Source organism: Tigheibacillus halophilus, from assembly GCF_042683165.1.
Classification (GTDB): domain Bacteria; phylum Bacillota; class Bacilli; order Bacillales; family Amphibacillaceae; genus Tigheibacillus; species Tigheibacillus halophilus.
Window position 1 is genome coordinate 200,665 of sequence record NZ_JBHUIZ010000003.1, and the last position, 23,037, is coordinate 223,701.

At 41.6% G+C, this 23,037-nt stretch carries 24 protein-coding genes, 1 other RNA gene and 1 riboswitch; of the genes, 19 read left to right on the forward strand and 6 right to left on the reverse strand.

Annotated elements, in window-relative coordinates:
• The first annotated feature begins 89 nt into the window (after window positions 1-89).
• Window positions 90-455: a transfer-messenger RNA gene (ssrA, locus tag ACFSMW_RS01450) on the forward strand.
• Between the two features lie 78 nt (window positions 456-533).
• Here ssrA and ACFSMW_RS01455 read toward each other — a convergent pair.
• A complete protein-coding gene (locus ACFSMW_RS01455) occupies window positions 534-896 on the reverse strand; it encodes a hypothetical protein (RefSeq protein ID WP_390352378.1) in 363 nt (120 codons plus the stop codon).
• Window positions 897-1,509: 613 nt separating this feature from the next.
• A riboswitch (FMN riboswitch) is annotated at window positions 1,510-1,647 on the forward strand.
• 299 nt (window positions 1,648-1,946) lie between these two features.
• Between ACFSMW_RS01455 and ribD the strand changes: the two genes are divergently transcribed.
• Genes ribD through ribH form a run of 4 tightly spaced genes read left to right on the forward strand, consistent with a single transcriptional unit; the run spans window position 1,947 to window position 5,365 of the window.
• A complete protein-coding gene (gene ribD, locus ACFSMW_RS01460) occupies window positions 1,947-3,068 on the forward strand; it encodes a bifunctional diaminohydroxyphosphoribosylaminopyrimidine deaminase/5-amino-6-(5-phosphoribosylamino)uracil reductase RibD (RefSeq protein ID WP_390352379.1) in 1,122 nt (373 codons plus the stop codon).
• Window positions 3,023-3,664, forward strand: coding sequence for a riboflavin synthase (locus ACFSMW_RS01465; protein WP_390352381.1), 642 nt, complete (start codon window positions 3,023-3,025; stop codon window positions 3,662-3,664). The genes ribD and ACFSMW_RS01465 overlap by 46 nt, the downstream gene beginning before the upstream one ends.
• 14 nt (window positions 3,665-3,678) lie before the next feature.
• The gene (gene ribA, locus ACFSMW_RS01470) at window positions 3,679-4,911 is read left to right on the forward strand and encodes a GTP cyclohydrolase II (RefSeq protein ID WP_390352383.1); all 1,233 of its coding nucleotides are present in this window, start codon (window positions 3,679-3,681) and stop codon (window positions 4,909-4,911) included.
• Window positions 4,892-5,365, forward strand: a complete 474-nt coding sequence (gene ribH / locus ACFSMW_RS01475) for a 6,7-dimethyl-8-ribityllumazine synthase (RefSeq protein ID WP_390352385.1) — start codon at window positions 4,892-4,894, stop codon at window positions 5,363-5,365. Before ribA ends, ribH begins: the two co-directional genes overlap by 20 nt.
• Before the next feature lie 40 nt (window positions 5,366-5,405).
• On the opposite strand, the gene ACFSMW_RS01480 is transcribed toward ribH, so the two are convergent.
• Window positions 5,406-5,882: a PCYCGC motif-containing (lipo)protein gene (locus ACFSMW_RS01480; protein ID WP_390352387.1), complete on the reverse strand. Its 477-nt coding sequence runs from the start codon at window positions 5,880-5,882 to the stop codon at window positions 5,406-5,408.
• Window positions 5,883-6,193: 311 nt separating this feature from the next.
• Here ACFSMW_RS01480 and ACFSMW_RS01485 point away from each other — a divergent pair, with 311 nt between their 5' ends.
• Entirely contained in the window at window positions 6,194-7,249 is a 1,056-nt protein-coding gene (locus tag ACFSMW_RS01485; RefSeq protein ID WP_390352388.1) for a M42 family metallopeptidase, read from the forward strand.
• A gap of 146 nt (window positions 7,250-7,395) precedes the next feature.
• Here ACFSMW_RS01485 and trhA read toward each other — a convergent pair whose 3' ends face one another.
• Complete coding sequence (trhA, locus tag ACFSMW_RS01490; protein WP_390352390.1) at window positions 7,396-8,043, reverse strand: PAQR family membrane homeostasis protein TrhA; 648 nt, start codon at window positions 8,041-8,043, stop codon at window positions 7,396-7,398.
• A 137-nt stretch (window positions 8,044-8,180) separates the two neighbouring features.
• Here trhA and ACFSMW_RS01495 point away from each other — a divergent pair, with 137 nt between their 5' ends.
• From ACFSMW_RS01495 to ACFSMW_RS01555, 13 genes are all read left to right on the forward strand, one after another.
• Entirely contained in the window at window positions 8,181-8,774 is a 594-nt protein-coding gene (locus tag ACFSMW_RS01495; protein WP_390352391.1) for a DUF1836 domain-containing protein, read from the forward strand.
• Between the two features lie 214 nt (window positions 8,775-8,988).
• Window positions 8,989-9,600: a DedA family protein gene (locus ACFSMW_RS01500; protein ID WP_390352393.1), complete on the forward strand. Its 612-nt coding sequence runs from the start codon at window positions 8,989-8,991 to the stop codon at window positions 9,598-9,600.
• 264 nt (window positions 9,601-9,864) lie between these two features.
• Window positions 9,865-10,218 (forward strand): lmo0954 family membrane protein, encoded by a 354-nt coding sequence (locus ACFSMW_RS01505; protein WP_390352395.1) that lies wholly within the window; start codon window positions 9,865-9,867, stop codon window positions 10,216-10,218.
• Window positions 10,219-10,238: 20 nt separating this feature from the next.
• Complete coding sequence (locus tag ACFSMW_RS01510) at window positions 10,239-10,862, forward strand: PspA/IM30 family protein (RefSeq protein ID WP_390352396.1); 624 nt, start codon at window positions 10,239-10,241, stop codon at window positions 10,860-10,862.
• Window positions 10,863-11,146: 284 nt separating this feature from the next.
• A complete protein-coding gene (gene liaF, locus ACFSMW_RS01515) occupies window positions 11,147-11,872 on the forward strand; it encodes a cell wall-active antibiotics response protein LiaF (protein WP_390352398.1) in 726 nt (241 codons plus the stop codon).
• A complete protein-coding gene (locus ACFSMW_RS01520) occupies window positions 11,869-12,903 on the forward strand; it encodes a histidine kinase (protein ID WP_390352400.1) in 1,035 nt (344 codons plus the stop codon). The genes liaF and ACFSMW_RS01520 overlap by 4 nt, the downstream gene beginning before the upstream one ends.
• Window positions 12,896-13,525 (forward strand): response regulator, encoded by a 630-nt coding sequence (locus ACFSMW_RS01525; RefSeq protein WP_390352402.1) that lies wholly within the window; start codon window positions 12,896-12,898, stop codon window positions 13,523-13,525. The genes ACFSMW_RS01520 and ACFSMW_RS01525 overlap by 8 nt, the downstream gene beginning before the upstream one ends.
• 466 nt (window positions 13,526-13,991) lie before the next feature.
• Entirely contained in the window at window positions 13,992-15,293 is a 1,302-nt protein-coding gene (locus ACFSMW_RS01530) for a C40 family peptidase (protein ID WP_390352404.1), read from the forward strand.
• A gap of 185 nt (window positions 15,294-15,478) precedes the next feature.
• Window positions 15,479-16,066, forward strand: coding sequence for a nitroreductase family protein (locus tag ACFSMW_RS01535; protein ID WP_390352405.1), 588 nt, complete (start codon window positions 15,479-15,481; stop codon window positions 16,064-16,066).
• 152 nt (window positions 16,067-16,218) lie between these two features.
• Window positions 16,219-17,439 (forward strand): DUF58 domain-containing protein, encoded by a 1,221-nt coding sequence (locus ACFSMW_RS01540; RefSeq protein WP_390352407.1) that lies wholly within the window; start codon window positions 16,219-16,221, stop codon window positions 17,437-17,439.
• The gene (locus ACFSMW_RS01545; RefSeq protein WP_390352409.1) at window positions 17,432-18,664 is read left to right on the forward strand and encodes a DUF4129 domain-containing protein; all 1,233 of its coding nucleotides are present in this window, start codon (window positions 17,432-17,434) and stop codon (window positions 18,662-18,664) included. The genes ACFSMW_RS01540 and ACFSMW_RS01545 overlap by 8 nt, the downstream gene beginning before the upstream one ends.
• Entirely contained in the window at window positions 18,642-19,586 is a 945-nt protein-coding gene (locus ACFSMW_RS01550; RefSeq protein WP_390352411.1) for an AAA family ATPase, read from the forward strand. The genes ACFSMW_RS01545 and ACFSMW_RS01550 overlap by 23 nt, the downstream gene beginning before the upstream one ends.
• 97 nt (window positions 19,587-19,683) lie before the next feature.
• Window positions 19,684-20,490 carry a VLRF1 family aeRF1-type release factor gene (locus tag ACFSMW_RS01555; RefSeq protein WP_390352413.1) on the forward strand — a complete coding sequence of 269 codons (807 nt, stop codon included), beginning with the start codon at window positions 19,684-19,686 and terminating at the stop codon, window positions 20,488-20,490.
• Window positions 20,491-20,667: 177 nt separating this feature from the next.
• Here the strand turns inward: ACFSMW_RS01555 and ACFSMW_RS01560 are convergent, their stop codons facing one another.
• The 3 genes from ACFSMW_RS01560 to ACFSMW_RS01570 are packed head-to-tail and all read right to left on the reverse strand — an operon-like array spanning window position 20,668 to window position 22,706.
• Window positions 20,668-21,081, reverse strand: coding sequence for a Fur family transcriptional regulator (locus tag ACFSMW_RS01560; RefSeq protein ID WP_390352415.1), 414 nt, complete (start codon window positions 21,079-21,081; stop codon window positions 20,668-20,670).
• A complete protein-coding gene (locus ACFSMW_RS01565) occupies window positions 21,078-21,932 on the reverse strand; it encodes a metal ABC transporter permease (protein ID WP_390352416.1) in 855 nt (284 codons plus the stop codon). The genes ACFSMW_RS01560 and ACFSMW_RS01565 overlap by 4 nt, the downstream gene beginning before the upstream one ends.
• 18 nt (window positions 21,933-21,950) lie before the next feature.
• Window positions 21,951-22,706, reverse strand: coding sequence for a metal ABC transporter ATP-binding protein (locus ACFSMW_RS01570; RefSeq protein ID WP_390352418.1), 756 nt, complete (start codon window positions 22,704-22,706; stop codon window positions 21,951-21,953).
• Window positions 22,707-23,037 lie beyond the last annotated feature (331 nt).

Below are 23,037 nucleotides of genomic sequence, written 5' to 3' on the forward strand. Positions count from 1 at the left end.
CTCAGGTTGATTTTCAACGGCAATATGTTATAATGAATATTGTAGTTAGGACACACCAATGCTTGACTGTCGTAACTCCTTTTTATGAAGGGGACGTTACGGATTCGACAGGGATAGGTTGAGCTTGGGTGGCGCGTCGAGGTTACGTCTCGTAAAACGTTAAACGCCTATAATAACTGGCAAAACTAACAATCAACCAGCTTTAGCTGCTGCGTAAGTAGTGCTTTAGCGATCCTTCCTGCTATCGCCCGTGTGGCAGATCGAAGGGTCTCAAATGAAGCGGGCTATACTGTTGGCCACCGTCTGAGACCAATAGTTGAAACCAATCAGACTAGCTGCTTTGGAAGCCTGTTGACAGGCTGAAAAGACAGTGAATGATAATATGTCAACTACACGCGTAGAAGCCGAAGTGGCAATATCTCTGGACGTGGGTTCGATTCCCACCGTCTCCACCAATACATAATTGGTGGTTTTTTTGTGAAAAAAAATGACAGGAACCATAAAATTTCCGTTTGGAAACGTTATGGCTCCTTTTATTTTACGGGTTTAAAAATCAAAGCAATAAAACTAATCATAGCAAATAGGATAAACATGGCTTTATAACCTACAACTCCTGCAACACCCCCTCCAATCAGTGAGCCAAACACTTGACCTAAAGCTAATAATAAAAACGGTAAACCGAGCCCGAATGAAGGGTTTGTTTGAAAAATATGGATACCCCAAATGATCAAAACACCTGTCATGAATATATAAGAGCTTCCAAAAGAAATTGCTGAAAAGACAACAGGGAAGATGTTTGTAAATAAACCTATTAATAAGGAAGAAGCCCCCAGCAAAATGACACTTAGCCGGTAGGAAGGCACTAATCCGATTTGCGAGCTAAAGTATCCGTCCAACCCATCTGATACACCTGCAATGCCAATGATAATCCAACAGCCTTGTGTGAGAGCATTCAGGAACACTGTCCATTTGAAACACAGAATCCCGTGAAAATGTCCAGTAAGCCGCGCTCGAAACCCCTAATAGTAAAGAAGACAGAATAAGCGTTAATGAGCTCCTTTTTTGCCACTTGGAAGATCTGGGTCTCAACGCAATTTTCGTTCTTATGCTTTGTTTGAGGAATGATCTTATCATTAAGTATTAATATAACGATTGCTATGAGTGTAAACAAAAGGTACGTCAATCTCCAGTTGGCAGCCAAAAAATAACCATAACCCCTGTTAATGCAGTTCCCAAACCAACCATGCTTAGTTTTTTTGGATTCATTCATAACACCTCTCAATATATAGAACGGTCATTACAAAAAAACATAGGATCACTTCTGTTGCAATGTTATCAACAATTTCCTGCTGTCTATATCCTTTGTATTTATTCTATCCCTTGGTATCATTTATGGGGAAAGTAGTATTGTTTTTTGGATAACGATCAGTCCTACACTTTCCTGTGATAAATCATATTTCATTTGACATTCAGTTCCAGAATGGTGTAAGGTAACTTTGAAAACTAAATACGATTCTTCGGGGCAGGGTGCAATTCCCGACCGACGGTGACAATGGAAAACCATTGAAGTCCGTGACCCGCTCGAGCAGCGGTTGACCCAGTGTGAGTCTGGGACCGACAGTATAGTCTGGATGGGAGAAGAATAGAACGAAAATGACGTTTCATACATTTTTGCAGTAAGGAAGTATAATTCTTTTTCTGCATGTAACTAAGGCATTTGCAGAAGCTAATGCCAAGTTTTTTAAATGTAGCAATGCCTGTTTTAGGTGTTGTCTATGTTTTTTCCTGTATGAAATCTTATTTGGCGATCACATATTTATGCCCCGTATTCACTACGGGGCATTTTTGCGTTTTTAGGAACATGTCCTGAAGATTTCCTGGAATGCAGCCAGGCCAATCGCTACGGGCCCAGCGGTTGCCGGCAAGTTTTTAAATGAGGTGACACCATGACAAATGAACAGCTGATGATGTTAGCGATGAAAGAAGCTGAAAAGGGACGATTGCACACGTATACCAATCCGATGGTCGGTGCGGTTATCGTAAAAGGTGGTGAAATCATCGGCAGGGGGTATCATAGTCATTTTGGCGGAGACCATGCTGAAATTGACGCTATGAAAAATGTTGCCAATCGAGATCAATTAGCCGCTGCGAAAATGTATGTGACGCTTGAGCCATGCTCTCACACAGGAAAAACCCCTCCCTGCTGTGAGCATATTGTCGCCTCCGGAATAACGGAAGTCCATATTGCACAGCTGGATCCAAACCCGCTCGTTGGCGGCAGAGGCAAGAAGTTTTTGGAAGCAAATGGCGTGAAAGTTTCAGTTGGAACGATGGCGTCTGAAGCAGTTGCTTTAAATCGAATGTATAATTTTTACCATCGGAAGAAGAGGCCATATGTCACATTGAAATATGCAATGACTCTTGATGGTAAAATCAATCGCACACCGGGTGAGCGCAGTATCATTACAGGTGAAAAAAGCATGATGGATGTTCAGCAACTGCGCAGCCGATACCAAGCCATTTTGATTGGAGCAGAAACGGCTCTTGTAGATGATCCACAGTTGACAGTCAGGACGGTAACTTTGCCATATCCGCCGATTCGGATTGTAATCGATCGGAGAGGAAGGCTCACAAACAACCTGAAATTGTTCCAGCAAGGCGAAGCACCGACGTGGATTTTCACTGAAATACCACAGTATCCGGCACATGACGCGCAGACGACGCATGTAAAGGTATTTACAAATAAGCGTTGGACTGTTGAGCACGTGATAGAAGTATTGGCAGAAAATGGGGTGCAGTCCGTACTGGTTGAAGGGGGCGCGCAGATGCATCACGCATTTTTGGAAGCTCAACTGGTTGATCAAGTTACGGTATACATCGCACCAAAATTGTTCGGCGGCAACTCTCTTTCTGCTGTCCAAGGGAAGGTTTTCGGACAAAGAGAAGTAGATTTCCAGAATTTGGAGGTAACAACGCTTGGAAAGGATTTGAAAATCACCGTCTATGGAAGGGAAGAGTTCACATGTTTACAGGAATCATACAAGACATTGGGCGTGTCAGGCAAATAGCGAAACAAGGTGATACCATCAGGTTGTCCATCAACATGAACAAGCTGGACCGAAACAATTTGGATGTAGGCGACAGTATTGCGGTGAACGGTGTTTGTTTGACAGTTTCCAGCTTATACACCGATGTATTTACCGCTGATGTGATGCCGGAGACATTTCATAAAACAAATCTTGTTTATCTACAGCGTGACTACCCGGTAAATTTGGAACGTTCTCTGGGAATAGCTGGTCGCTTTGACGGGCACATCGTCACAGGGCATGTGGATGCTACGGTGGAGCTGCTAAATAAGAAGCGCGAAAGCAATGCATTGACATTGCAAATTGCGCTGCCTGAACAGCAGCGGCCACAGATTGTCGAAAAAGGATCAGTTGCTTTGGATGGGACCAGCTTGACCGTCATTGATGTTAGCGCGGATGGTTTTTCCATATCGTTAATACCACATACACAGGAACATACGATTTTGGCAGATAAGCATCTCGGAGATTTGTTGAATATAGAAACAGATATTTTAGGAAAATACGTTACGACATTGATGAATAGTAAAGAATCGGGCCCTCGTATTGACAAGTCTTTCTTGGATACGAACGGGTTTTAGAGAGGGGAAAAACGATGCAGATGGAAAATGTGGAAAAAGCGATTCAGCATTTGAGGGAGGGAAAATTGGTCCTGGTTGCCGATGATGAAGATCGTGAGGCTGAGGGAGATCTGATTGGAATAGCTGAATATGCCACGCCCGAAACGGTTAATCGGATGATTACTTCTGCCAGAGGTTTGCTTTGTGCCCCCATTTCAGCTGACATTGCACAAAAACTTAAGCTGGATCGGATGACACAGCATAATAGTGATCCGTTTGGGACGAATTTTACGATAAGCATCGATCATAGCGAAACGACAACAGGGATTTCTGCAACGGAACGTGCAAAAACAATCTGTGCTTTAGCTGATGATGCAACAAGCGAACAAGATTTTCTGCGGCCTGGTCATATTTTTCCGCTTGTGGCAAAACAAGGCGGCGTATTGGAACGCCGCGGACACACGGAAGCCGCAGTTGATTTAGCAAGATTGGCAGGGGCGGCACCAGCCGCTTATATCTGTGAAGTTTTAAAAAAAGACGGTACGATGGCTCGTCGCAAGGATTTAAAAGCCCTGGCAGAGGGATTGCAAATCCCGATGATTACAGTGGAGGACATTGTAAGGTACAGGTATATTAACGATCCGTATGTGCTTCAGCGTGAAATAAAGGTGCAATTACCGAGTAGATATGGACGCTTTGAAGTGGAAGCAATCAATACAGTCAAAGACGATCAAACACAATTGTTCATCAGTAAAGGCGATATGGAAAATAAGCAGAATCCTCTTCTGTTAAGACTTCATTCCGAATGTCTTACCGGCGATGTGTTTGGTTCCAGTCGCTGTGACTGTGGGGACCAGCTGCATATGGCGCTAAGGAAAATTGAAGAAAACGGACACGGTGCTGTATTGTATTTACGCCAAGAAGGACGGGGTATAGGCCTGGTCAATAAATTGCACGCATACGCCTTACAGGAAAAAAAGGTAGATACTTTTGAAGCGAATATTCAATTAGGATTCCAACCGGATGAAAGGGATTATGGTATTGCTGCAGCAATGCTCCATGCCAAAGGAATCAAGCAGGTTCGGTTGATGACGAACAATCCGGATAAAATGGAAAAGCTGGCATATTACGGCATTGAAGTCGTTGAACGAATACCACTGGAAATGGCAGCGAAAGAAGAAAACATCCATTACTTACAGACGAAAAAAGAGAAATTTCATCATTATTTACATGTGGAGGGGTACAACAATGAGAGTATTATCAGGTAATCTAATCGGCAGGAATATGAAAATTGGTATCGTGGCAGCAAGATTCAATGAATTCATAACGAGTAAATTATTGTCCGGAGCGGAGGATACCCTGATACGCCATGGTGTGGAAGGCGATGACATTGAAGCAGTATGGGTCCCTGGTGCGTATGAAATCCCGCTGATAGCGAAAAAAATGGCTGACAGCGGACGGTATGACGGCATTATTACTTTAGGTTGTGTCATTCGCGGGGCGACCTCACATTATGATTATGTTTGCAATGAGGCTTCCAAAGGTATCGCAAATGCCAGCTTGAATAGTGGCGTTCCTGTGATATTCGGCCTGCTGACAACAGAAAATCTGGAACAGGCGATTGAGCGAGCGGGAACGAAGGTAGGCAATAAAGGAGCTGCATGCGCTGAAAATGTCATTGAAATGATTGAGGTCTGCAAGCAGCTGGATTCATCCAGGTAAGAAACTGCCGCCTAAGGGAAGCCTTGGGCGGCAGTTTTAATCAGATCGCAGGTGTCGGGGTAGGCTCTGCGTAGCCTTCCTTGTATGCTTCATCGATTGCCCTGCGAATATCCTTTAACGGGGTTCCATCCATGGATTGACTGATGGATTCCGCCGCAATATCGAGACAGGCTTGGCATCTTGTGGCATGATCATCCCATGTTACGGATTCTTTTCCGTTATCGTGTATGAAGCAGTCATAATTGCTTGTATGGTCCGCAGATTCTCCGCAGCCGCAGTAGCAAGGGATTTGCTCTAATAATTCCCGATGGCTGGCAACTGCAAGATAAAGAGTTTGCATATTCTTTTCACTCTTACTGAGAAAATCAGGAAGATCATCCTTTGAAGCTGTTTGTTCCCAACTATCTCCTGTTTTTGGATTGTGATCTTTTTGGCTTGTTTCGCTGTCATTTTTTCCAGAACATGCTGCCAATACAGCCAGCAGCAGAATACATACGATAAGTATTGGTTTGCGCACGATTATGAAAACCTCTTTTCTTCATGTTATCAAGCATTATTCATCATGATAGCATGTTTAAAAGCATTCTATTCAAGAATTTTTGACTTTTTTTCAAAAATTTCCTGGGCGTTCCAGAGCATATTTCTTTGTTTAAATCAATGTGCTATCTGAGAAAGTTTGATTTATCTTCGTGCGGCTGTACCAGGGTTTACTGCAGAAAATATGTGTAGAACTTTTTAATGAATTTATTTCGTGCCGCAGTAATATCTGTTGAGTGTGGACGCATTTCAGGCTAAACTTGAGGCAGAGTACATGAAAGGGGAGTACATATGACATTTAAACCTGATACAAACGAAACCAAAGAATTGATTAAACAGCTTGTCTCTATTCCGAGCCCGTCAGGTTATACAAAACAAGTAATTTCATTTGTAGAGGAATTCCTGAAACAGTACAATGTGGAAACAAAACGGAATCGAAAAGGCGGCCTGATTGCAACGCTTCCTGGGGAAAATGATAACGAGCATCGGATGTTGACAGCACATGTAGATACACTTGGTGCCATCGTAAAAGAAGTGAAAAATAATGGGCGTTTGCGCTTGGATCTGATTGGAGGCTACCGTTATAATTCCATTGAAGGCGAATATTGTGAAATTCACACCAACTCAGGAAAGATCTTTACTGGAACCATATTGATGCATCAAACATCTGTACACGTGTACAAAGATGCTGGCAAAGCGGAAAGAAACCAGGAAAATATGGAAGTCCGTATTGATGCGAGAGTGAAAAATGCCGATGAAATCAGGGCACTAGGCATCGAAGTAGGGGATTTTGTCTCACTTGACCCACGTGTAGAAGTTTGCGATAACGGTTTTATCAAATCACGTCACCTGGATGATAAGGCAAGTGTTGCGATTTTGCTGCAGCTGATTAAGCATATTCAGACAGAAGAAATAACTTTGCCGTATACCACTCACTTTTTGATTTCCAATAATGAAGAAATTGGGTATGGCGGAAATTCCAACATCACACCCGAAACTGTAGAATATTTGGCTGTAGATATGGGTGCTATGGGGGACGGCCAGTCAACGGACGAGTATACCGTTTCGATTTGTGTGAAGGATGCCAGCGGGCCGTATCATTATGGATTGCGTAAGCACTTGACCGGAATCGCTCAAAAGAATGATATCGGCTATCAGCTTGACATCTATCCTTATTATGGTTCAGATGCATCGGCTGCAATCAAATCCGGACATGATATTATCCACGGACTGATTGGTCCCGGGATTGATTCTTCCCACGCTTTTGAACGTACACATGCAGATTCACTTGCATGTACATTGGAGCTGCTTTACCACTATGTACAGTCCGATATGCAGCAATATTGATAGGAAGGGCGTAAGCGCCCGTTCAGCGCGTACAAACTGGAAAGCTTCTGGGACGCGGTTACTCCTCCCACCAAAAAACCTGCTAGTTGCTGAGTGCTGAAACTGGATATAAAAAACGCGGATCTGCTAAACAGAACCGCGTTTTTTTATATCACATATCCAAATATGCAGAAAAAGTGAAATAGGGTACCAAACATGATGAAAATATGGAAAACCTCATGAAACCCCATATATTTAAATTCAAGGAACTTTGGTTTCAGCCAGTAGATAAAACCGCCGATTGTATAAAAAATCCCGCCAATGATAAGCATCGTGATGCCACTGGTACTGATAATGGCAGCAAGCTTTGGGATGACAAGGACCACAATCCAACCCATGGCCAGGTACAGCAAGGTGGATAGCCATCTTGGTGCATGAAACCAGACTAGTTTATAAATAACACCTAACAGTGCTAGTCCATTGACGATACCGAATAATGTCCAGCCGAGTGTCCCATTGAGACTGATCAGACAAAGGGGGGTGTACGTGCCAGCTATCAATACAAAAATCATTGAATGGTCTACTCGCCTGAAAAAAGCGATGACACGATCTTTGGCAATCACCATGTGATATGTTGCTGATGCGGCATACAACAAAATCATGCTGATGCCGAACATGATAACGGCCATGACAGCCAACGCGGATTCAGTTGTTGTGCTTGCTTTAATCACTAATGCCAGCAACCCTGCAAAAGAAAGTAAAGCACCAAATAAATGTGTCAGTCCATTGATTGGTTCCCGAATATAAACGTTCATGTTTTTAATCCCTCCACTTATGTAGTTTCGATTACTATGTTAAATGATACACGTACTCCATCAAGTAGTCAATGATTGTATTGTGTTTTTTTTTCGGTATAATGGATATACAGATTATTTGAAGGAGAACGGAATCTATGAAAAAAGATGCAAGCCAGCTGCTTGAAGAAATGAATCTTGATCATTATTTATCCTTAGAAGATATTCCGGATATTGACTTATACATGGATCAGGTTATCCAATTATTTGAAAAAAAATTCGCTGGTAGTAAGCGGAATGACGAAGAAAAAATTTTGACCAAAACAATGATTAATAATTATGCAAAAGGGAAATTGTTTTTTCCAATACAAAATAAACGCTATACAAAGGAGCATCTGATATTAATCAGCTTGATTTACCAACTCAAATCCGTGCTTTCAATTAGTGATATCAAGGATTTACTGGGGCCGCTGAACCAAAAAGTTTTTGAAGATGGACTGGATTTGGATCAGTTGTATGAAACATTTCTGCATATGAGAGAAAAGGATGCGTTTGGAACAAAGAAAAGCATGCAGGAAAATGTTGAAATTCTCGATAGCATGCTTAAAGAATCCGATGCCGCTGATAAAGATGATATGCATCGATTGTTGCTGATTACTTCATTTGCCAATATTAGCAACTTCTATAAACGAGCAGCTGAAAAATTGATAGACGACATGAATGAAACGAAAGAACAAGATACTTCAAAATGAGCGTACTCGTTGCAATGGTTTTAAGGTGCGGTCCCAAATCCGTGGGATCACACCTTTTTCATTGTTTGTGTGTATCATGGTGCAAGGCATAAAGGCATACCTTCTATTGTTAATTCTCTTGAAAATGCACACAGATGGCAGTCATAAATTGGATAAAACTTGCTATATTTAAGAAAAGGACAAGTTTAAATATCATAAAAAGAGGTTGATTTTTTTGCAGAACTGGATTATGGAAGTGATGGAGCAGTTTGGTTATGCTGGCATTCTACTGATGATGGCTCTGGAAAATCTGTTTCCCCCCATCCCGTCTGAGGTGATACTTCCTTTCGGCGGGTTTATGACAAGCTATACTTCAATGACATTCACTGGTGTTCTGGTTACATCGACGACAGGTTCCTTGCTGGGAGCCGTTATCCTTTATGTGGCGGGAAGGATGTTATCCGTAGAGAGACTCGGGGACATGGTGGACCGGCATCGCAGGATTTTTCCATTCAAAAAAAAGGATTTGGAACGCGGTAATGACTGGTTTTTGAAATATGGACCATGGACAGTGTTGTTTTGCCGAATGATTCCATTAGTTCGCAGTGTGATCTCCATTCCTGCTGGTATGACGAAAATGAACGTTACCTTGTTTACAACGTTGACGTTGATTGGAACACTGATTTGGAATTTCCTGCTCGTATACATTGGCGTATTACTAGGCAATTCCTGGACAAAGATTTTCTACTACATGGAAATTTACTCATCAATTGTATACTTATCCCTCGGTGCAGGTATTCTCCTCTTGCTGGTCGTTTGGATACGCAATAAAATGCTGAAGCAGTGATCCCAAGAGATTACTGCTTTTTGGGTTGGATTAATAGGTGTCGCACGAAATGCATTTGGGGCGCTCATGAATCCGGGAAGCTGTTTGAAATCGATTAGTTTCGCTCGCAGATCCTGAGTTTGCTCGAAATAGACCCAGCTGCTCAACTTCGTTGCATTGAAAATCCCCATATATACGCCTTAAGTCTTATACAAAATATGCCTTAGGTACATTATGAGGTTTCCATCTATTTCGTATGATAGAGATACGGAAGGAGGAAACGATATGAAAAAGTTTTTATTTTTTGTCGGTGCATTGACGGCTGGTCTCGTGCTTTTATTCAACATTGGGCCGATGATCTTGCTCGTCGCGGGAGTGGGATTACTTTACATCGTGTTCAAACAATTTATGAAAAGCGAATCGACAGCAGGTAAAATTGGTTGGTTCATCGTTGGTCTGGTTGTTTTATCGGTGACGCTTGCCAATGTGTATGCTGTAGTCGGTTTTGTAGCGGCTTATGTGTTGTATGTCTTGATTAAGAAGTGGAAAAAGACAGATAACATCATAGATGCGGATCCCAAGGACACCGATCCTTTCAATCAATTTGAACAGCAATGGTCACAAATGAACCATTATTAATGAAGAAGGAGCGAATAATTATGACAAATGTATTCACCAGAATAAAGGACTCGATTTCAGCAGATATTCATCAACTGCTTGATCAAAAGGAACAACGCAGCCCGATTACTGCGTTAAATCAATATTTGCGCCAAAGTGAACAGGAAAAAGAGAAAGTACGTCGCTTGATTGAACGCCAACACCGTTTGAAGGAGCAATTTGCCAGTGAATATTTGAAGGCACAGGAGCTAGCGGACAAACGCAAGAAACAAGCTGACATCGCAGAAAGAGCGGGAGAAGAAGAGATGCGCGACTTTGCTGTAAAAGAATTTGAAGAATACAATGCAAGAGCTTCCCGGATGAAGACAGCTAAAGACGATGCAGCAGCACAGCTTGAATCTTTAGAGCGGAAATATGAAGAAATGAAACATAAGCTCAAAGATATGCACTTACGCAGGATGGAATTGATGGGCAGAGAGAACATGATTCATGCCAATCACCAAATAAACCGGGTATTGGATGAATCATCGGATAAACCTTTTTCAAAGTTTGCTGAATTAGAGAGATACATGGAAAACCTGGAGTATAAAGTGAACAGTGCATACTATAGAAGTACATTCGACAGTAAAATTGCACGTCTGGAAAAAGAGATGGACGAATCCTGACCGTGCAGCAATGAGCCCAAAAAACCTCTCCTATACGGGTCTCTAACCGATGCCGGCAATTGAAAAACATGCTATACTTAGCAGGCACAGGACATGTGTCTGCTTTCCTTATTTTGTCAGTTACTTGCTAAGGAACAATTATTTTGCATTTTCTAGCAACTGGCACAAGAGAATATGATATTTATAAAGGCATAGTGATCCTTTTTTACACAACGTCATGTATACTGCTTTGTAGTACTATGCAGTTAAGTAAGCATCAGTATTTGCAGAAAGGGGATTATCACTTGTTTGACAGACTTTCCACTGATAGATTGAATTGGATTCTCATCATAGGGGTAATCCTTTTTCTCGTTGAAATTTCTTTTTTTCATGGGGGCATGATCATTCCGGCACTTTTTTCTGCTTGTATGGTCTATATCGGTTATAAACATTTTAGGCAATTATGGGGGAAAATCTTATTTTGGATTGGTGCAATCATATTTGTTTTTTCCGTGCTGAATTTGCTTGCAGTCAGGTTTTTGCTTATCGCAGCAATTGTCTGGTTTGTCCTGGAATACTGGCATAGGAAGAAAGAGGCTGATTATATACAACCGACAATCGAAATGAAAAGCGCTGATGAAGAAGTCTACGAAGTAGCACCTTTGTTTGATTTGCGATTGTTCGGAACACAAAAAACGTCGGACCATGCATACAAGTGGAACGATATTAACATTCATGGCGGAATCGGCGACCGTATCATTGACTTGAGCAATACAGTGCTCCCTGGGGATACTGCAGTCATTTCCATTCGGCATCTTTCTGGAAATATTGAGATACTTGTTCCTTATGAAGTAGAAGTCTGCATCCACCACAGTGTCGTTTTTGGACGATTCCAAGTTTTTGGGAAACGACATCGTAAGCTGGCAAATCAAACGGTCACCTTTAAAACAGAGAACTACGATCAGAAAGGCCCGCGCGTGAAAATCGTAACAAGTTTGTTTTCGGGTGATATCGAGGTGAGGCGGATATGAATACCTTCCTTCGTCACGTGATCACTTCTATCATATTCAGCTTTCTGTTGACAGGAATTGTTATCGCCATCATGCTGGCAGCTTTTCCGCTGAAACATATATCATTGCTGTGGACAATTTCCTTCTTCGATATTCCGTTTATCATCGTTGTTGCAAGTCTGGCTTTGGTGGCCGGACTAGTACTTGGCATCTCGCTTGCTTGGTATTGGCAACAAAGAATGAAGCATGTAGAAAGAAGATTATCTGAAATCGTCAAGGGACAGCTGACAGAGGAACAAAATCCATATACAGAGCTGGACAAGATAGAAATACAAATGCGTTTTATTCAGCAAAAATTACAACAACACGCTCAGCTGGCACGTAAAACCGCGACTGAAAGAGTGACAGAAAGAGAAAAATTCCAGGATATCGTTCTGCAGGAAAGAAACCGTTTGGCTCGCGAATTGCATGACTCTGTCAGCCAGGAATTATTCGCTGCTTCGATGATGATGTCTGCTATTATTGAAACGAATCCTCCGAAAGAACCGGCACAACGGCAATTGAAGCTAGTCGAAAAAATGATTCAACAATCTCAGCTTGAAATGCGGGCGCTGTTGCTTCATCTCAGACCTGTTGCATTGAAAAATAAAACCATACAAGAAGGAACAAAACAGCTGCTGCAGGAACTAGCGCAGAAAGTGCCGTTGCAAATCACATGGAAAGTGGAAAATTTTGCAGTGGAAAAGGGTGTGGAGGATCAGCTTTTCAGGATTTTACAGGAATCTGTCTCTAACACTTTACGCCACGCCAAGGCTTCCAAACTGCAAATCATGCTGATCAAACGAGATGAACACATCATTTTGCGTGTGGTAGATGATGGTATCGGTTTCGATTTAGCCAAAGCGAAAACGGGATCGTATGGATTGAATAATATGCAGGAAAGGGCCGAGGAAGTTGGGGGTATATTGAAAATCATCAGTTTGCCTAAGGAAGGAACTCGTTTGGAAGTCAAAATCCCACATATCGGCAAGGAGGAATCGACAGATGATTAGTATATTGTTTGCAGATGACCACGAAATGGTTCGAATAGGGGTAGCTTCTTATTTAAGTGCCCAGGCGGATATGGAAGTAATCGCAGAGGCGGATGATGGGGCTGAAGCTGTTGAAAAAGCACTGCAGCTCAAGCCTGACATTATTTTGCTGGATCTTGTCATGAAAGAAATGGACGGGATCGAAGCAACCAAACATATTATGGCAAAATGGCCAGAAGCAAAGATTATTATCGTCACAAGTTTTTTGGATGACGAAAAAGTTTATCCTGCATTGGAGGCGGGGGCCACAAGCTATATGTTGAAAACGTCTAAAGCGAGCGAAATAGCTAATGCAATACGCAAAACATATGGTGGTGAACCCGTTTTAGAGCCTGAAGTTACCGGGAAATTGATGAATCAGATGCGGCGGCAGAGCAGTCCAATGCTACACGAGCAGTTGACGAGCCGAGAGATGGAAGTACTGCTGCGGATGTCCGAAGGAAAATCGAACCAAGAAATCGCGGATCAGCTTTTCATCTCCCTTAAAACTGTCAAGGTACATGTCAGCAGCATCCTTGCTAAGCTGGAAGTGGCGGATCGTACGCAGGCTGTCATCTATGCCTTCCAACAAGGATTGGTATAATCGGTCCAGCAGATATTCCAAGTTTTAATAGATAGACAGGAATTTGTATTGTAAAATTCTTCCTCCATGGAAGACTTGATAGGAAAAAAATAATACTTTTTTATGAAGATGTTTTAGAATCTGCTTTATTAAAATAACGCAGGCTCCGTCATACGACAAAATCTCCCCAACCCCCATTTCATCAAGCTTTTATTAAGACAATTTTCGAGTGATTTTGGTGAAAAAAATGCAAATGTAATGGGTATAACTGTGAAAAAAGCCGATTTTCGTATCTTTTGAAATGTATTTGTAACATTATCATAACAATAGTGAAATCATCACATGTTATACTTCATTTGTGAAATCGATAGAGATCACAATAATAATACATATACATATTGTCTCACTGCAATTACATAGATGATCACATCATATGAATAGATAGAGATAGATGCAGGTGCGGCAAGGGGGAAGCGGGGAAAAAAGATTGAAGAAAACAATTATGACATTAGCTACAGTTTCTGTAGTTGGTTTGAGCAGTGCTCTTTTTACACAGCCTATCCATGCTGAAACACTTGATCAATTACATAGCAAACAATCAGAAATTCAAAATGAACGTTCTTCTGTCAAGTCGAATCTATCAAAATCTGAAGCTAAGATTACGAAGGTGTTGATGGATTTGGAAAAACTTCAAAATGAAATTTCCAAAACAGAGGCTGCTTTGCAGAAGAACTCAGATAAAATTGGTGAAACAAAACAATCTATTAAATCTACTAAAAATAAAATTGATGAGCTGCAAAAATCAATCGATAAGCGTTTCGAGATTTTGAAAGAGCGTGCTTCATCTTATCAAAAAAGCGGCGGTAACATCGGATATCTGGATGTGCTGCTTGGTTCTAAGAGCTTCAGTGATTTCATCGGCCGTGTGTCAGCCGTTTCTAAAATCACAGAGTCCGATCAGGACTTGATGAAACAAATCGAAAAAGATAAAAAACAAGTCGAAAAGAAGCTTGGCGATCTGAAAGACATGCAAGCAGAATTGAAAGGCATCCAGCAAACAATTCTGAGCCAGAAGAAAGAAAATGAAAGTAAGAAAGTAACGCTGAAGGATAAAAAAGCAGAGTTGGAACAGAAGAAAGATGAACTTAAAATAAAAGACAGCAAGCTTGCTTCTCTGGAAGCTGATGTAAAAGAAAGCATTGCTGAAGCAACTGCACCTGCACCAGAAGTACAGGTTGCAAGTACGACCGCTGAGAAGAATGATGCTGACACTGCCGATTCACCAGCTGCATCAGAACCGGCAGAAACAAAAACAACTGCTTCGACATCAAAGGCAAAAGCAACGACATCAAAAACAACAACATCTACTAAGCAAACCAATGCTCCTAAGACTGTTGCTAAAGCAGCATCGAATCCTGCACCAGCGGCACATGGCGGTTCTGCCATCAGCGCTGGCTACAGTGTAGTAGGTACACCTTATGTATGGGGCGGAAAATCTCCAGGCGGATTTGACTGTTCAGGCTTTGTGTCATGGGCATATGGTCAGGCAGGAGTATCACTCCCATCCAGTACATCAGCTATGTCGGGTGTTGGAACAAAGGTCTCTTATAGCAATATTAAACCTGGTGATTTGGTATTCTTCAACACTTATAAGCATGACGGACATGTTGGAATCTATGTAGGCGGCGGAAACTTTATCGGTGCCCAAGATAGTGGCGTGGGCGTTGCAAGTATGAATAATTCATACTGGAAGAGCGTTTTTAGCGGACATGTACGCCGTGTGAATTAATGAAATATGAAGTAGGGACTGTCCCGAAGTCTTCCTCAAGGCTTCGGGACAGTCCTTTTTGATGGTTCAAATGCGTGTTTCCCTTTTGAGCATAATGTTTCTCACTGTATGGGCTATCTAGTATAATCTATAAAGGCTTCTTTTTTTGAAAAATATCAATTCATATATTTTCAGGAGGTATATACGTGGATTTATTGCAGGAAATACGTAAGACAGCATATCAGATCGATCCGATTTATACGAAGCGCTGGTCTCCAAGATCATTCTTGGATAAAGAAGTGCCCAATGATGTGTTGCACAGTTTATTTGAAGCGGCAAGATGGGCCCCTTCAGCAGCAAATGTACAGCCGTGGCGCTTTGTATTTGCCAGAAAAGACGAGGACCGTGAAAAGTTCATTTCATTTATCAATGAGTCAAATGTAGTTTGGTGTAAAAAAGCCCCGGTACTTGTCGCTATTATTTCAAAAACAGATGAAGAGCGATTTGGCGGAGCGAATCCGACACATTCATTTGATACAGGGGCTGCTTGGGGATTTTTGGCTCTGGAGGCGACACGTAAAGGGCTAATCACTCATGGAATGGGTGGATTTGACAGGGAAAAGGCGAAAGAGGCGTTGGGCATCCCTGAGAATTATTTCGTCAATGCTATCGTCGCTGTCGGCTATCAGGGAGAAAAGGAATTGCTTGAAGAAAGCTACCATGAACGTGAAAAACCATCTGACCGGAAACCGATTGAATCGTTTGTTTTCGAGGGAGCATTTCAAGAAAAATAGAATGTAGAGAAACACCAAAAAAACTTTCCTTACTTATATAAGGAAAGTTTTTTTGAAACCTTTTTATTTGATGTACGTATGTAGGATTAGTATTATTATTTAGAATAATTAAATGATGAACGGGATTATATTTAAGAAACCGGGGTGCTGGGATGTGGAAAAAAGGAGTGACTTTTAATCCTTCTGTCAATATGGATTTTTTGTTGATAGGCCTTGTTTTCCTTCTGGTGGGAGGGATGATTTTCAAATGGACGATTCTTTTAGCGTTTGTATTGCTCTTGTCGGGATATTTTTTGCTGCATTCCTTTTATGACCGTCAATTGGATAAAAAACTTTCCATGAATAACGAACGGAAAACAATTCGTCTGTTTCCACAAGATGAAACAGAGTTGCCTTTTATATTTGCAAATAATGCCGTATTTCCGTATTTGAACGGTGTTTTTCGTTTTCAGTCTGGGTCTTCTATCACTTCAGTGGATTATCTGCATTCTAAAGGCAGATATATACATACATATGAGATCCCGTTAACGATCGCAGCGAAGGGCAGGACAAAGCTGCAGGTGCCGGTTCAGGCGCAAAAGCGCGGTGTTGTCACACTGAGAAATATTTCTTTTACATTTGCCCACTTGACAAGCTTTCATTCAGCCGAGCTTACTTATGATGCATTTTACCCTCTGGAAATACTCATTTATCCCGAGCCGCGGCAAGTAGCAGGGATAGAAAAGCTGGTTAAAATGAATGAGGGAACAGCCGTAACCAATATGGCCATGTTTGAGAATATACAAAACAGGATTGGTGTCAGGGATTATCAGCCGGGAGATCCGTTTTACAGAATCAACTGGAAGGCCACTGCGAAAACACAAGAATTGCAAACGAATGTTTTCGAAAAAGTGGTGGATAGATCTTATGTTTTTATGATTAATATCGCCCCGGAGCCATCTTCCATTTACGGGAGCACAAGCAGCAGGCTTGAAGACTTGCTTGCATATACAGCTTATCTCTGCCAATATGCTTACAAAAACAATCTTCCTTTTTCTATGTATATCAATGCCCGGACATTTAGTGAAACCGATAGGAATGGTTGCGTTAAACTCCTTGAAGGAGAAGACAGGGTACATTACATGCAAGCCCTTGATATGCTTGCGAGAATACATACGCAAGGAATGGTGCTGCCTTTTGAACAAATGCTGATGTCTAACAGCAGTCAGTCTGGACGATCGAAGACAATAGTGATTGTTGGGCATACGGATAACCAATCAAGTGATATCCTAACGGCCTGGGCCTGCCAGACTGGTATTTATCAAGTGAACGTCCGCGATGGAACCCCGGTACTGGAACGGTTCTTGGTAAAGGAGGCAGTCACAAATGGATAATAGACAAAGTTTAGTGATAAAAGCTGCTTATCATTTTCTTTGTGAGGCTTATTTACTGTTTTTGTTGTTCATCCCTGTCATGCATTATCGCTATAGCTTCATCCCATATTGGCGTTATCTTTTGGTTCTAAGTGCTGTATGTCTTACGATAACGGTTATTAGACGAAGGACTAGTGTAAAGCTGTTCACTATCTTTTTAGCAATGCTGCCGGTATTGTTGTTGCTCTTTATTGCAAGTGGTATCCCAATTGGCTTATCCGCTGTATTGGCTATTGCGTTGACTTGGCGCTATATGTCTATCAGCAGGGAGGCTGGATTGGAAAGAGAATTGTTTTATCTGAAAGCAGCCTTTTTCGTAGCTGCCTTTGATATTATAGTAGTAAAAGAGTCCATGGCGTTCGTTTATACTTGTTTCATTTTTTTAATCGTGATAAGCGGCTATTTTACAAGCCAGTTTATTGCTGTGGATAGAAATTCACGCAAAGAGACTGCAAAAATATGGAAAACCGTACTATATTTTCCTTCGCTGCTGCTTGGGCCGGTATGTTTATTCCTGTGTGTTAAAGGCGATCAGTTTCTATTTTGGCTGTGGAATAAAATAATCAACACGCTGATTTACGTGGCAACATTGCCACTATATTTGCTGCAGCTGTCAGATTTTGACTTCCAAAAGTTCAAAGCGAAAGAGGTAAAAACGCTGGAAGATAATGGGGAAAGGCTTTTGCCGGAACCGGGTGACAACGGGCAGACCATATCGGAGCAAGCTGCAGCCTATGTAAAATGGATGTTTATTGCCCTTTTGCTGATTGCTTTGCTCTACCTGGTTGTACGTGTTTTGAAACGGAAACATCAGGTATATGATACGACAGTCAGCCAATTGCCCCGGATGCACTTTGAAAAAGAAATGAAGGAAAAAGAGGCGCACAAAAAGTTCAAACATAAACTGCGGCAGTTTGCTTTGAAACCGCGTCATCCTGTCCGCAGGATGATGCTGGCATTTGAGAAGGGAATGCGGGAGCAAAAATTCGGGAGAAAGTACAGCGAAACAGTCGAAGAGTGGCTAAGACGGATCGGCTTGGATGATCAGCTGGAAGTCTATCAAAAGGTCCGGTATGGAGAAAAAGAAGTCAGCAAAGATGAAATAAATGAATTAACAAGCAAGCTGCGCCTTTTTAAACAAAAAATGAAAGAGGGGACGAAGGATGAAAAAAATAGAAAAAGCTAAAGAAGCCCTGGATCATGTCATTTATACAAGACCCAAAATAATCGAGCTTATATGGACTGCCCTGCTGGCGAAAGGCCATGTGCTGTTGGAGAGTGTGCCAGGCACAGGGAAAACGAAGCTTGCGAAAACCTTTGCGAAAGTTATCGATGGCGAATTCCGCCGCTGTCAGTTCACTCCCGATGTTCTGCCAAGTGATTTGACTGGAATCAGGTTCTTTAATCCTAAACATCAGGAGTTCGAACTGCGTGTCGGTCCAGTTGTAACGAATATTTTACTGGCAGATGAAATCAATCGTGCCACACCGAAAACACAATCGAGCCTGCTGGAAGTGATGGAGGAGTCACAAGTGACTATTGATGGGGAAACAATAATGATTGATCAGCCATTCATGGTGTTGGCGACGCAGAACCCAGTCGAAAGCAACTACGGCACTTTTCCACTGCCGGAAGCCCAACTGGACCGATTTTTGTTCCAAATCGATTTGGGGTACCCGCAGCGTGCCCAGGAAAAGAACATTCTGGAATCTTACCGTACATCTGATCCATATGGTGACATATCTTCCGTTTTGTCTTTACAGGAAATTGTTGCGATGCAAAATGATGTCAAACAAATTCATGTCGGTGAGACAGTGATGGATTATTTACTGGACCTGGTCAGCCAGTCACGAAATCATCCTGATATCGAGCTTGGTATCAGTCCAAGAGGTACGCTTGCTTTCATGCGCGCTGCTCAAGCGTATGCGTATATTCGCGGGAAAAATTTTGTTACGCCAGCTGATTTGAAAATGCTTGTTCCATATGTATTTACGCACAGATTGCGGTTGACCATGGAAGGAGCAATGAAAAAAACAACAAAGCAAGTTGTGGAAGAGATTCTAAGCGATGTGCATGTTCCTGTAGAAGAAAAGGTCGTCCTGAAGTAGTATGATCATTTCTATTTAAAGTTTAATTTTATCCCTATTAGGTTAAATAGATATTAAAATATCCATTTATTAACCAAAAAAGGGGTGCAGACAACGGATGACTCTTGAAAAAATACTCAGTCAACTGGAAAATGTCAATAGAGAGGGAAAAAATAAGATATTTACGATGTACTTGAACACCGATCCGACAGATCCTGATCAGCAAGGCGGCAAATGGCGGTTGCAATTCAAGAACGGTATGCGAAACTTTGAAGAATATCTGCAGAAGGATCAAGATAAGGAGGAACTGCATAGCTTCCAGCATGTCAAACATAAAGTAGAAAAATTCATGGATGAGCATGAACAGCATTTGCAGCGAAGCGTGATTGTTTTTGCAACGGCGGATGAAGAAGTGTGGTTTGCCCAGTGCCTGCAAGTGAGGGTTAAGTCAGAATTTTATTGGCAAGAAACTGCGGAGACTGCGCAATTGGAAACTATCTTGCAAAATTATCCGATGATAGGAGTTGTACTTGTTCAGCAAAATGAGATTAAAGTCGTTGAAGCGAAGTTGAATAGTATTGAAAACACATCACATTATGAATTTGATATCGATCAGGAAAACTGGCATGTCAAGCAAAGTACATCAAAAGTAGGCCAGGCAGCGGCAGCCAAACAAAAGGCTGGTGCCCAAAAAGATAAATTCAGGGCCAAATTCAAAGCGAATTTGCAGAGATGGTACAAAACCATCGCACCAAAGCTGGACAAGCAGGCAAAAGAAAATGAGTGGCAGCAGACGTATATTGTTGGAGAAAAAGAAGTAACCACCGCCTTAAAACAACAAATGAACCAGCCTGTTCAAAGTACCATCTACAAAAATATGTTGGATGCGGAGGGTGACAAGGTTCTGGCGGAAATATACGGTTGATTGGCAAGAACTTGTTACACTGATACAAACACTGCGTACGAATTGCATGGCTTCGTAACTAAATTTATCTTGACTTGAATAAAGCCGGCCGATCCAAAAACATCGAAGATCGGCCGGCTTTATTTTTATTGAATTTCAGCCATCAGAAATGCTCTCAGAAAGGAACTAAGTTAGCGATCAAGCAGTTTTACATTGTGGGCAAATACCATAAATTTCAAATTTATGATTTTCTATGACACAGCCGGGCAATAGATTGTTGATGTCTTGCATCGGACATACATCGATTTCTTTAGTCTTGCCACAGCGGCGGCAGATGAAATGATGATGATGGTGATGCGCGCATGCGATTTGGAAATGTTTCTCCCCATCCAGTTCAGTCGATTCCAGGATGCCCATCTCGTGAAAAAGATGTAAATTGCGGTAAATCGTGTCAAAACTTACGGCCGGTTGTTTTTGTTCGATAAAGGCAATTAATTCCTTTGCTGTCCGGTAACCATCCGCCTCAGCAAAGAATTTCAAAATATCTTTGCGTCTGCCAGTAGTTTTATAGCCTTTTTCTTTTAATAGCTCGATAGCTTCTTCCATGTTCATTGTTTATTCCCCGCCTTCAACCAATTTTTCTGGAAAGATTTATAACCAATCACTGTAAGCAGCATGATGATGGAAGCAATCACGATGGTTCCACCTGGTGGAATGCTGAAATAATATCCGCTAACTAATCCTATCATAACAGCTAATTCTCCAAAAATGACTGAAAAAAAGACAGTTTGTTTGAAACTTTTTGCGATACGCATGCTGGCTGCGACAGGAAGGGTCATTAATGCAGACACGAGCAGCACTCCGACAATGCGCATAGAAGCTGCAATTACCAAGGCAGTTAGAATGATGAACAGCAAGTGAATGCGCTTGGCATGGATGCCGGAAATAGACGCGTGTTCTTCATCAAAAGACAGAACGACGAGTTCCTTATAAAAAAGAACAATCAGGATGACAACGACAACAGCTATCCCCAGTATGCTTAAAAAGTCATTGTAGCTGACAGCAGAAACAGAGCCGAATAAATAGTTGAAAAGATCCGTATTGAACCCATTCGCCAGCGAAATGAAAATGACACTTAAACCGACCCCTCCTGATAAGATGATCGGAATCGCAATTTCCTGATATGCTTTGTAAAGTCCGCGAAGTTTTTCTATAAATATGGAGCCGGCGACGGAAAAGAACATGCCTCCATACATTGGCGTAATGAAGCTGACAGCAGTTTTCTTTTCTAGAAATAAACCGAATGCAATACCAGCCAGCGTCACATGTGAGAGTGCATCTGCAAGCAATGACAATCTCCTGACAACAATAAAGGTACCAAGTAATGGAGCGATCAAGCCGATCAGCAATCCTGTATAAAAAGTATTTCGTAAAAAATCAAATGCAAAAAAATCATGAAGCATAGCTAATTTCCTCCAACCTCAATGGTCATGTACGACTTTGTTTACATTGTAGCCGTACATATTCGATAAGTCAGCTTTATTCAAAGCCCTATAGGCATCCGGTTCGCCATGAAAATGAATCGTTTGGTTCAAGCAGGCAATGTCTGTGGCAAATTCTGTAATGATGCCAGTATCATGTGTGATCAGAAGCATCGTGATGCCTTGGTCCTTGTTGAGGCGATGCAGTAATTCATAAAAACGTTGTACGTTTGCAGAATCGACTCCTACTGTAGGCTCGTCCAAAATCAATAGTTTGGGATCACTGACCAAAGCCCGGGCAATGAACACACGCTGCTGCTGCCCACCTGATAATTCCCCGATATTTGTATGAATATAATCAGTCATTCCTACTTGTTCGATTGCACGTAAAATAAGTTGCTTGTGTCTTCTGGTGAAAAACCTCAAGTATCCGACCTTGGCAGTCAACCCCATAGAAACGACTTCGTATACTGTTGCCGGAAAGCCTTTATTAAAAGCATTAGACTTTTGCGATACGAATCCGATACTGTATTTATCTTTAAATTGAGCTGCGGGTTTTCCATATAAGCGGACAGAACCGTATGTGGGTTTTAACAATCCAAGGATCAATTTGACTAAAGTAGTTTTGCCGCCGCCATTCGGCCCAAGCAGTCCTAAAAAAGCACCTTCCGCAAGCTCAAAATTTATATTTTTCAAGACTAATTTTTGATCATAGGTATAACTGACATTATTCATTGAGATAACTGAATTCCCCATGTTTCGTATCCCTTCCATCTTCTTTAACTCTTTCATTCTGATATATTAAAACAACATACTCTTATTGTATCGTAACCATTACGTTTTGTTAAGTGGAAAATCCTGATCATCGGACTTTTCGGCTCATTTTTATAAGACGTTATTTCATACAGTAGGATTTTTCCATTTGAGTGAATCCATATATGCAGCAGTGTGCAGAAAAAAATCTTTAAAATGCATTTTGTCACTTGCGAAATATCTGATAATAATTTATAGTTATAAATAGACAGATAGGAATGACTATCTTTTCTTTTTACCATAAAATGAATGAGTGTTCATTCAAATTGATTGG

Coding starts and splice junctions, on each gene's coding strand:
- ribD (WP_390352379.1), top strand. CDS start 1,947: ATGACAAATGAACAGCTGATGATGTTAGCGATGAAAGAAGCTGAAAAG.
- ACFSMW_RS01465 (WP_390352381.1), top strand. CDS start 3,023: ATGTTTACAGGAATCATACAAGACATTGGGCGTGTCAGGCAAATAGCG.
- ribA (WP_390352383.1), top strand. CDS start 3,679: ATGCAGATGGAAAATGTGGAAAAAGCGATTCAGCATTTGAGGGAGGGA.
- ribH (WP_390352385.1), top strand. CDS start 4,892: ATGAGAGTATTATCAGGTAATCTAATCGGCAGGAATATGAAAATTGGT.
- ACFSMW_RS01485 (WP_390352388.1), top strand. CDS start 6,194: ATGACATTTAAACCTGATACAAACGAAACCAAAGAATTGATTAAACAG.
- trhA (WP_390352390.1), bottom strand. CDS start 8,043: ATGAACGTTTATATTCGGGAACCAATCAATGGACTGACACATTTATTT.
- ACFSMW_RS01495 (WP_390352391.1), top strand. CDS start 8,181: ATGAAAAAAGATGCAAGCCAGCTGCTTGAAGAAATGAATCTTGATCAT.
- ACFSMW_RS01505 (WP_390352395.1), top strand. CDS start 9,865: ATGAAAAAGTTTTTATTTTTTGTCGGTGCATTGACGGCTGGTCTCGTG.
- ACFSMW_RS01510 (WP_390352396.1), top strand. CDS start 10,239: ATGACAAATGTATTCACCAGAATAAAGGACTCGATTTCAGCAGATATT.
- ACFSMW_RS01520 (WP_390352400.1), top strand. CDS start 11,869: ATGAATACCTTCCTTCGTCACGTGATCACTTCTATCATATTCAGCTTT.
- ACFSMW_RS01525 (WP_390352402.1), top strand. CDS start 12,896: ATGATTAGTATATTGTTTGCAGATGACCACGAAATGGTTCGAATAGGG.
- ACFSMW_RS01540 (WP_390352407.1), top strand. CDS start 16,219: ATGTGGAAAAAAGGAGTGACTTTTAATCCTTCTGTCAATATGGATTTT.
- ACFSMW_RS01545 (WP_390352409.1), top strand. CDS start 17,432: ATGGATAATAGACAAAGTTTAGTGATAAAAGCTGCTTATCATTTTCTT.
- ACFSMW_RS01550 (WP_390352411.1), top strand. CDS start 18,642: ATGAAAAAAATAGAAAAAGCTAAAGAAGCCCTGGATCATGTCATTTAT.
- ACFSMW_RS01555 (WP_390352413.1), top strand. CDS start 19,684: ATGACTCTTGAAAAAATACTCAGTCAACTGGAAAATGTCAATAGAGAG.
- ACFSMW_RS01560 (WP_390352415.1), bottom strand. CDS start 21,081: ATGAACATGGAAGAAGCTATCGAGCTATTAAAAGAAAAAGGCTATAAA.
- ACFSMW_RS01565 (WP_390352416.1), bottom strand. CDS start 21,932: ATGCTTCATGATTTTTTTGCATTTGATTTTTTACGAAATACTTTTTAT.
- ACFSMW_RS01570 (WP_390352418.1), bottom strand. CDS start 22,706: ATGGGGAATTCAGTTATCTCAATGAATAATGTCAGTTATACCTATGAT.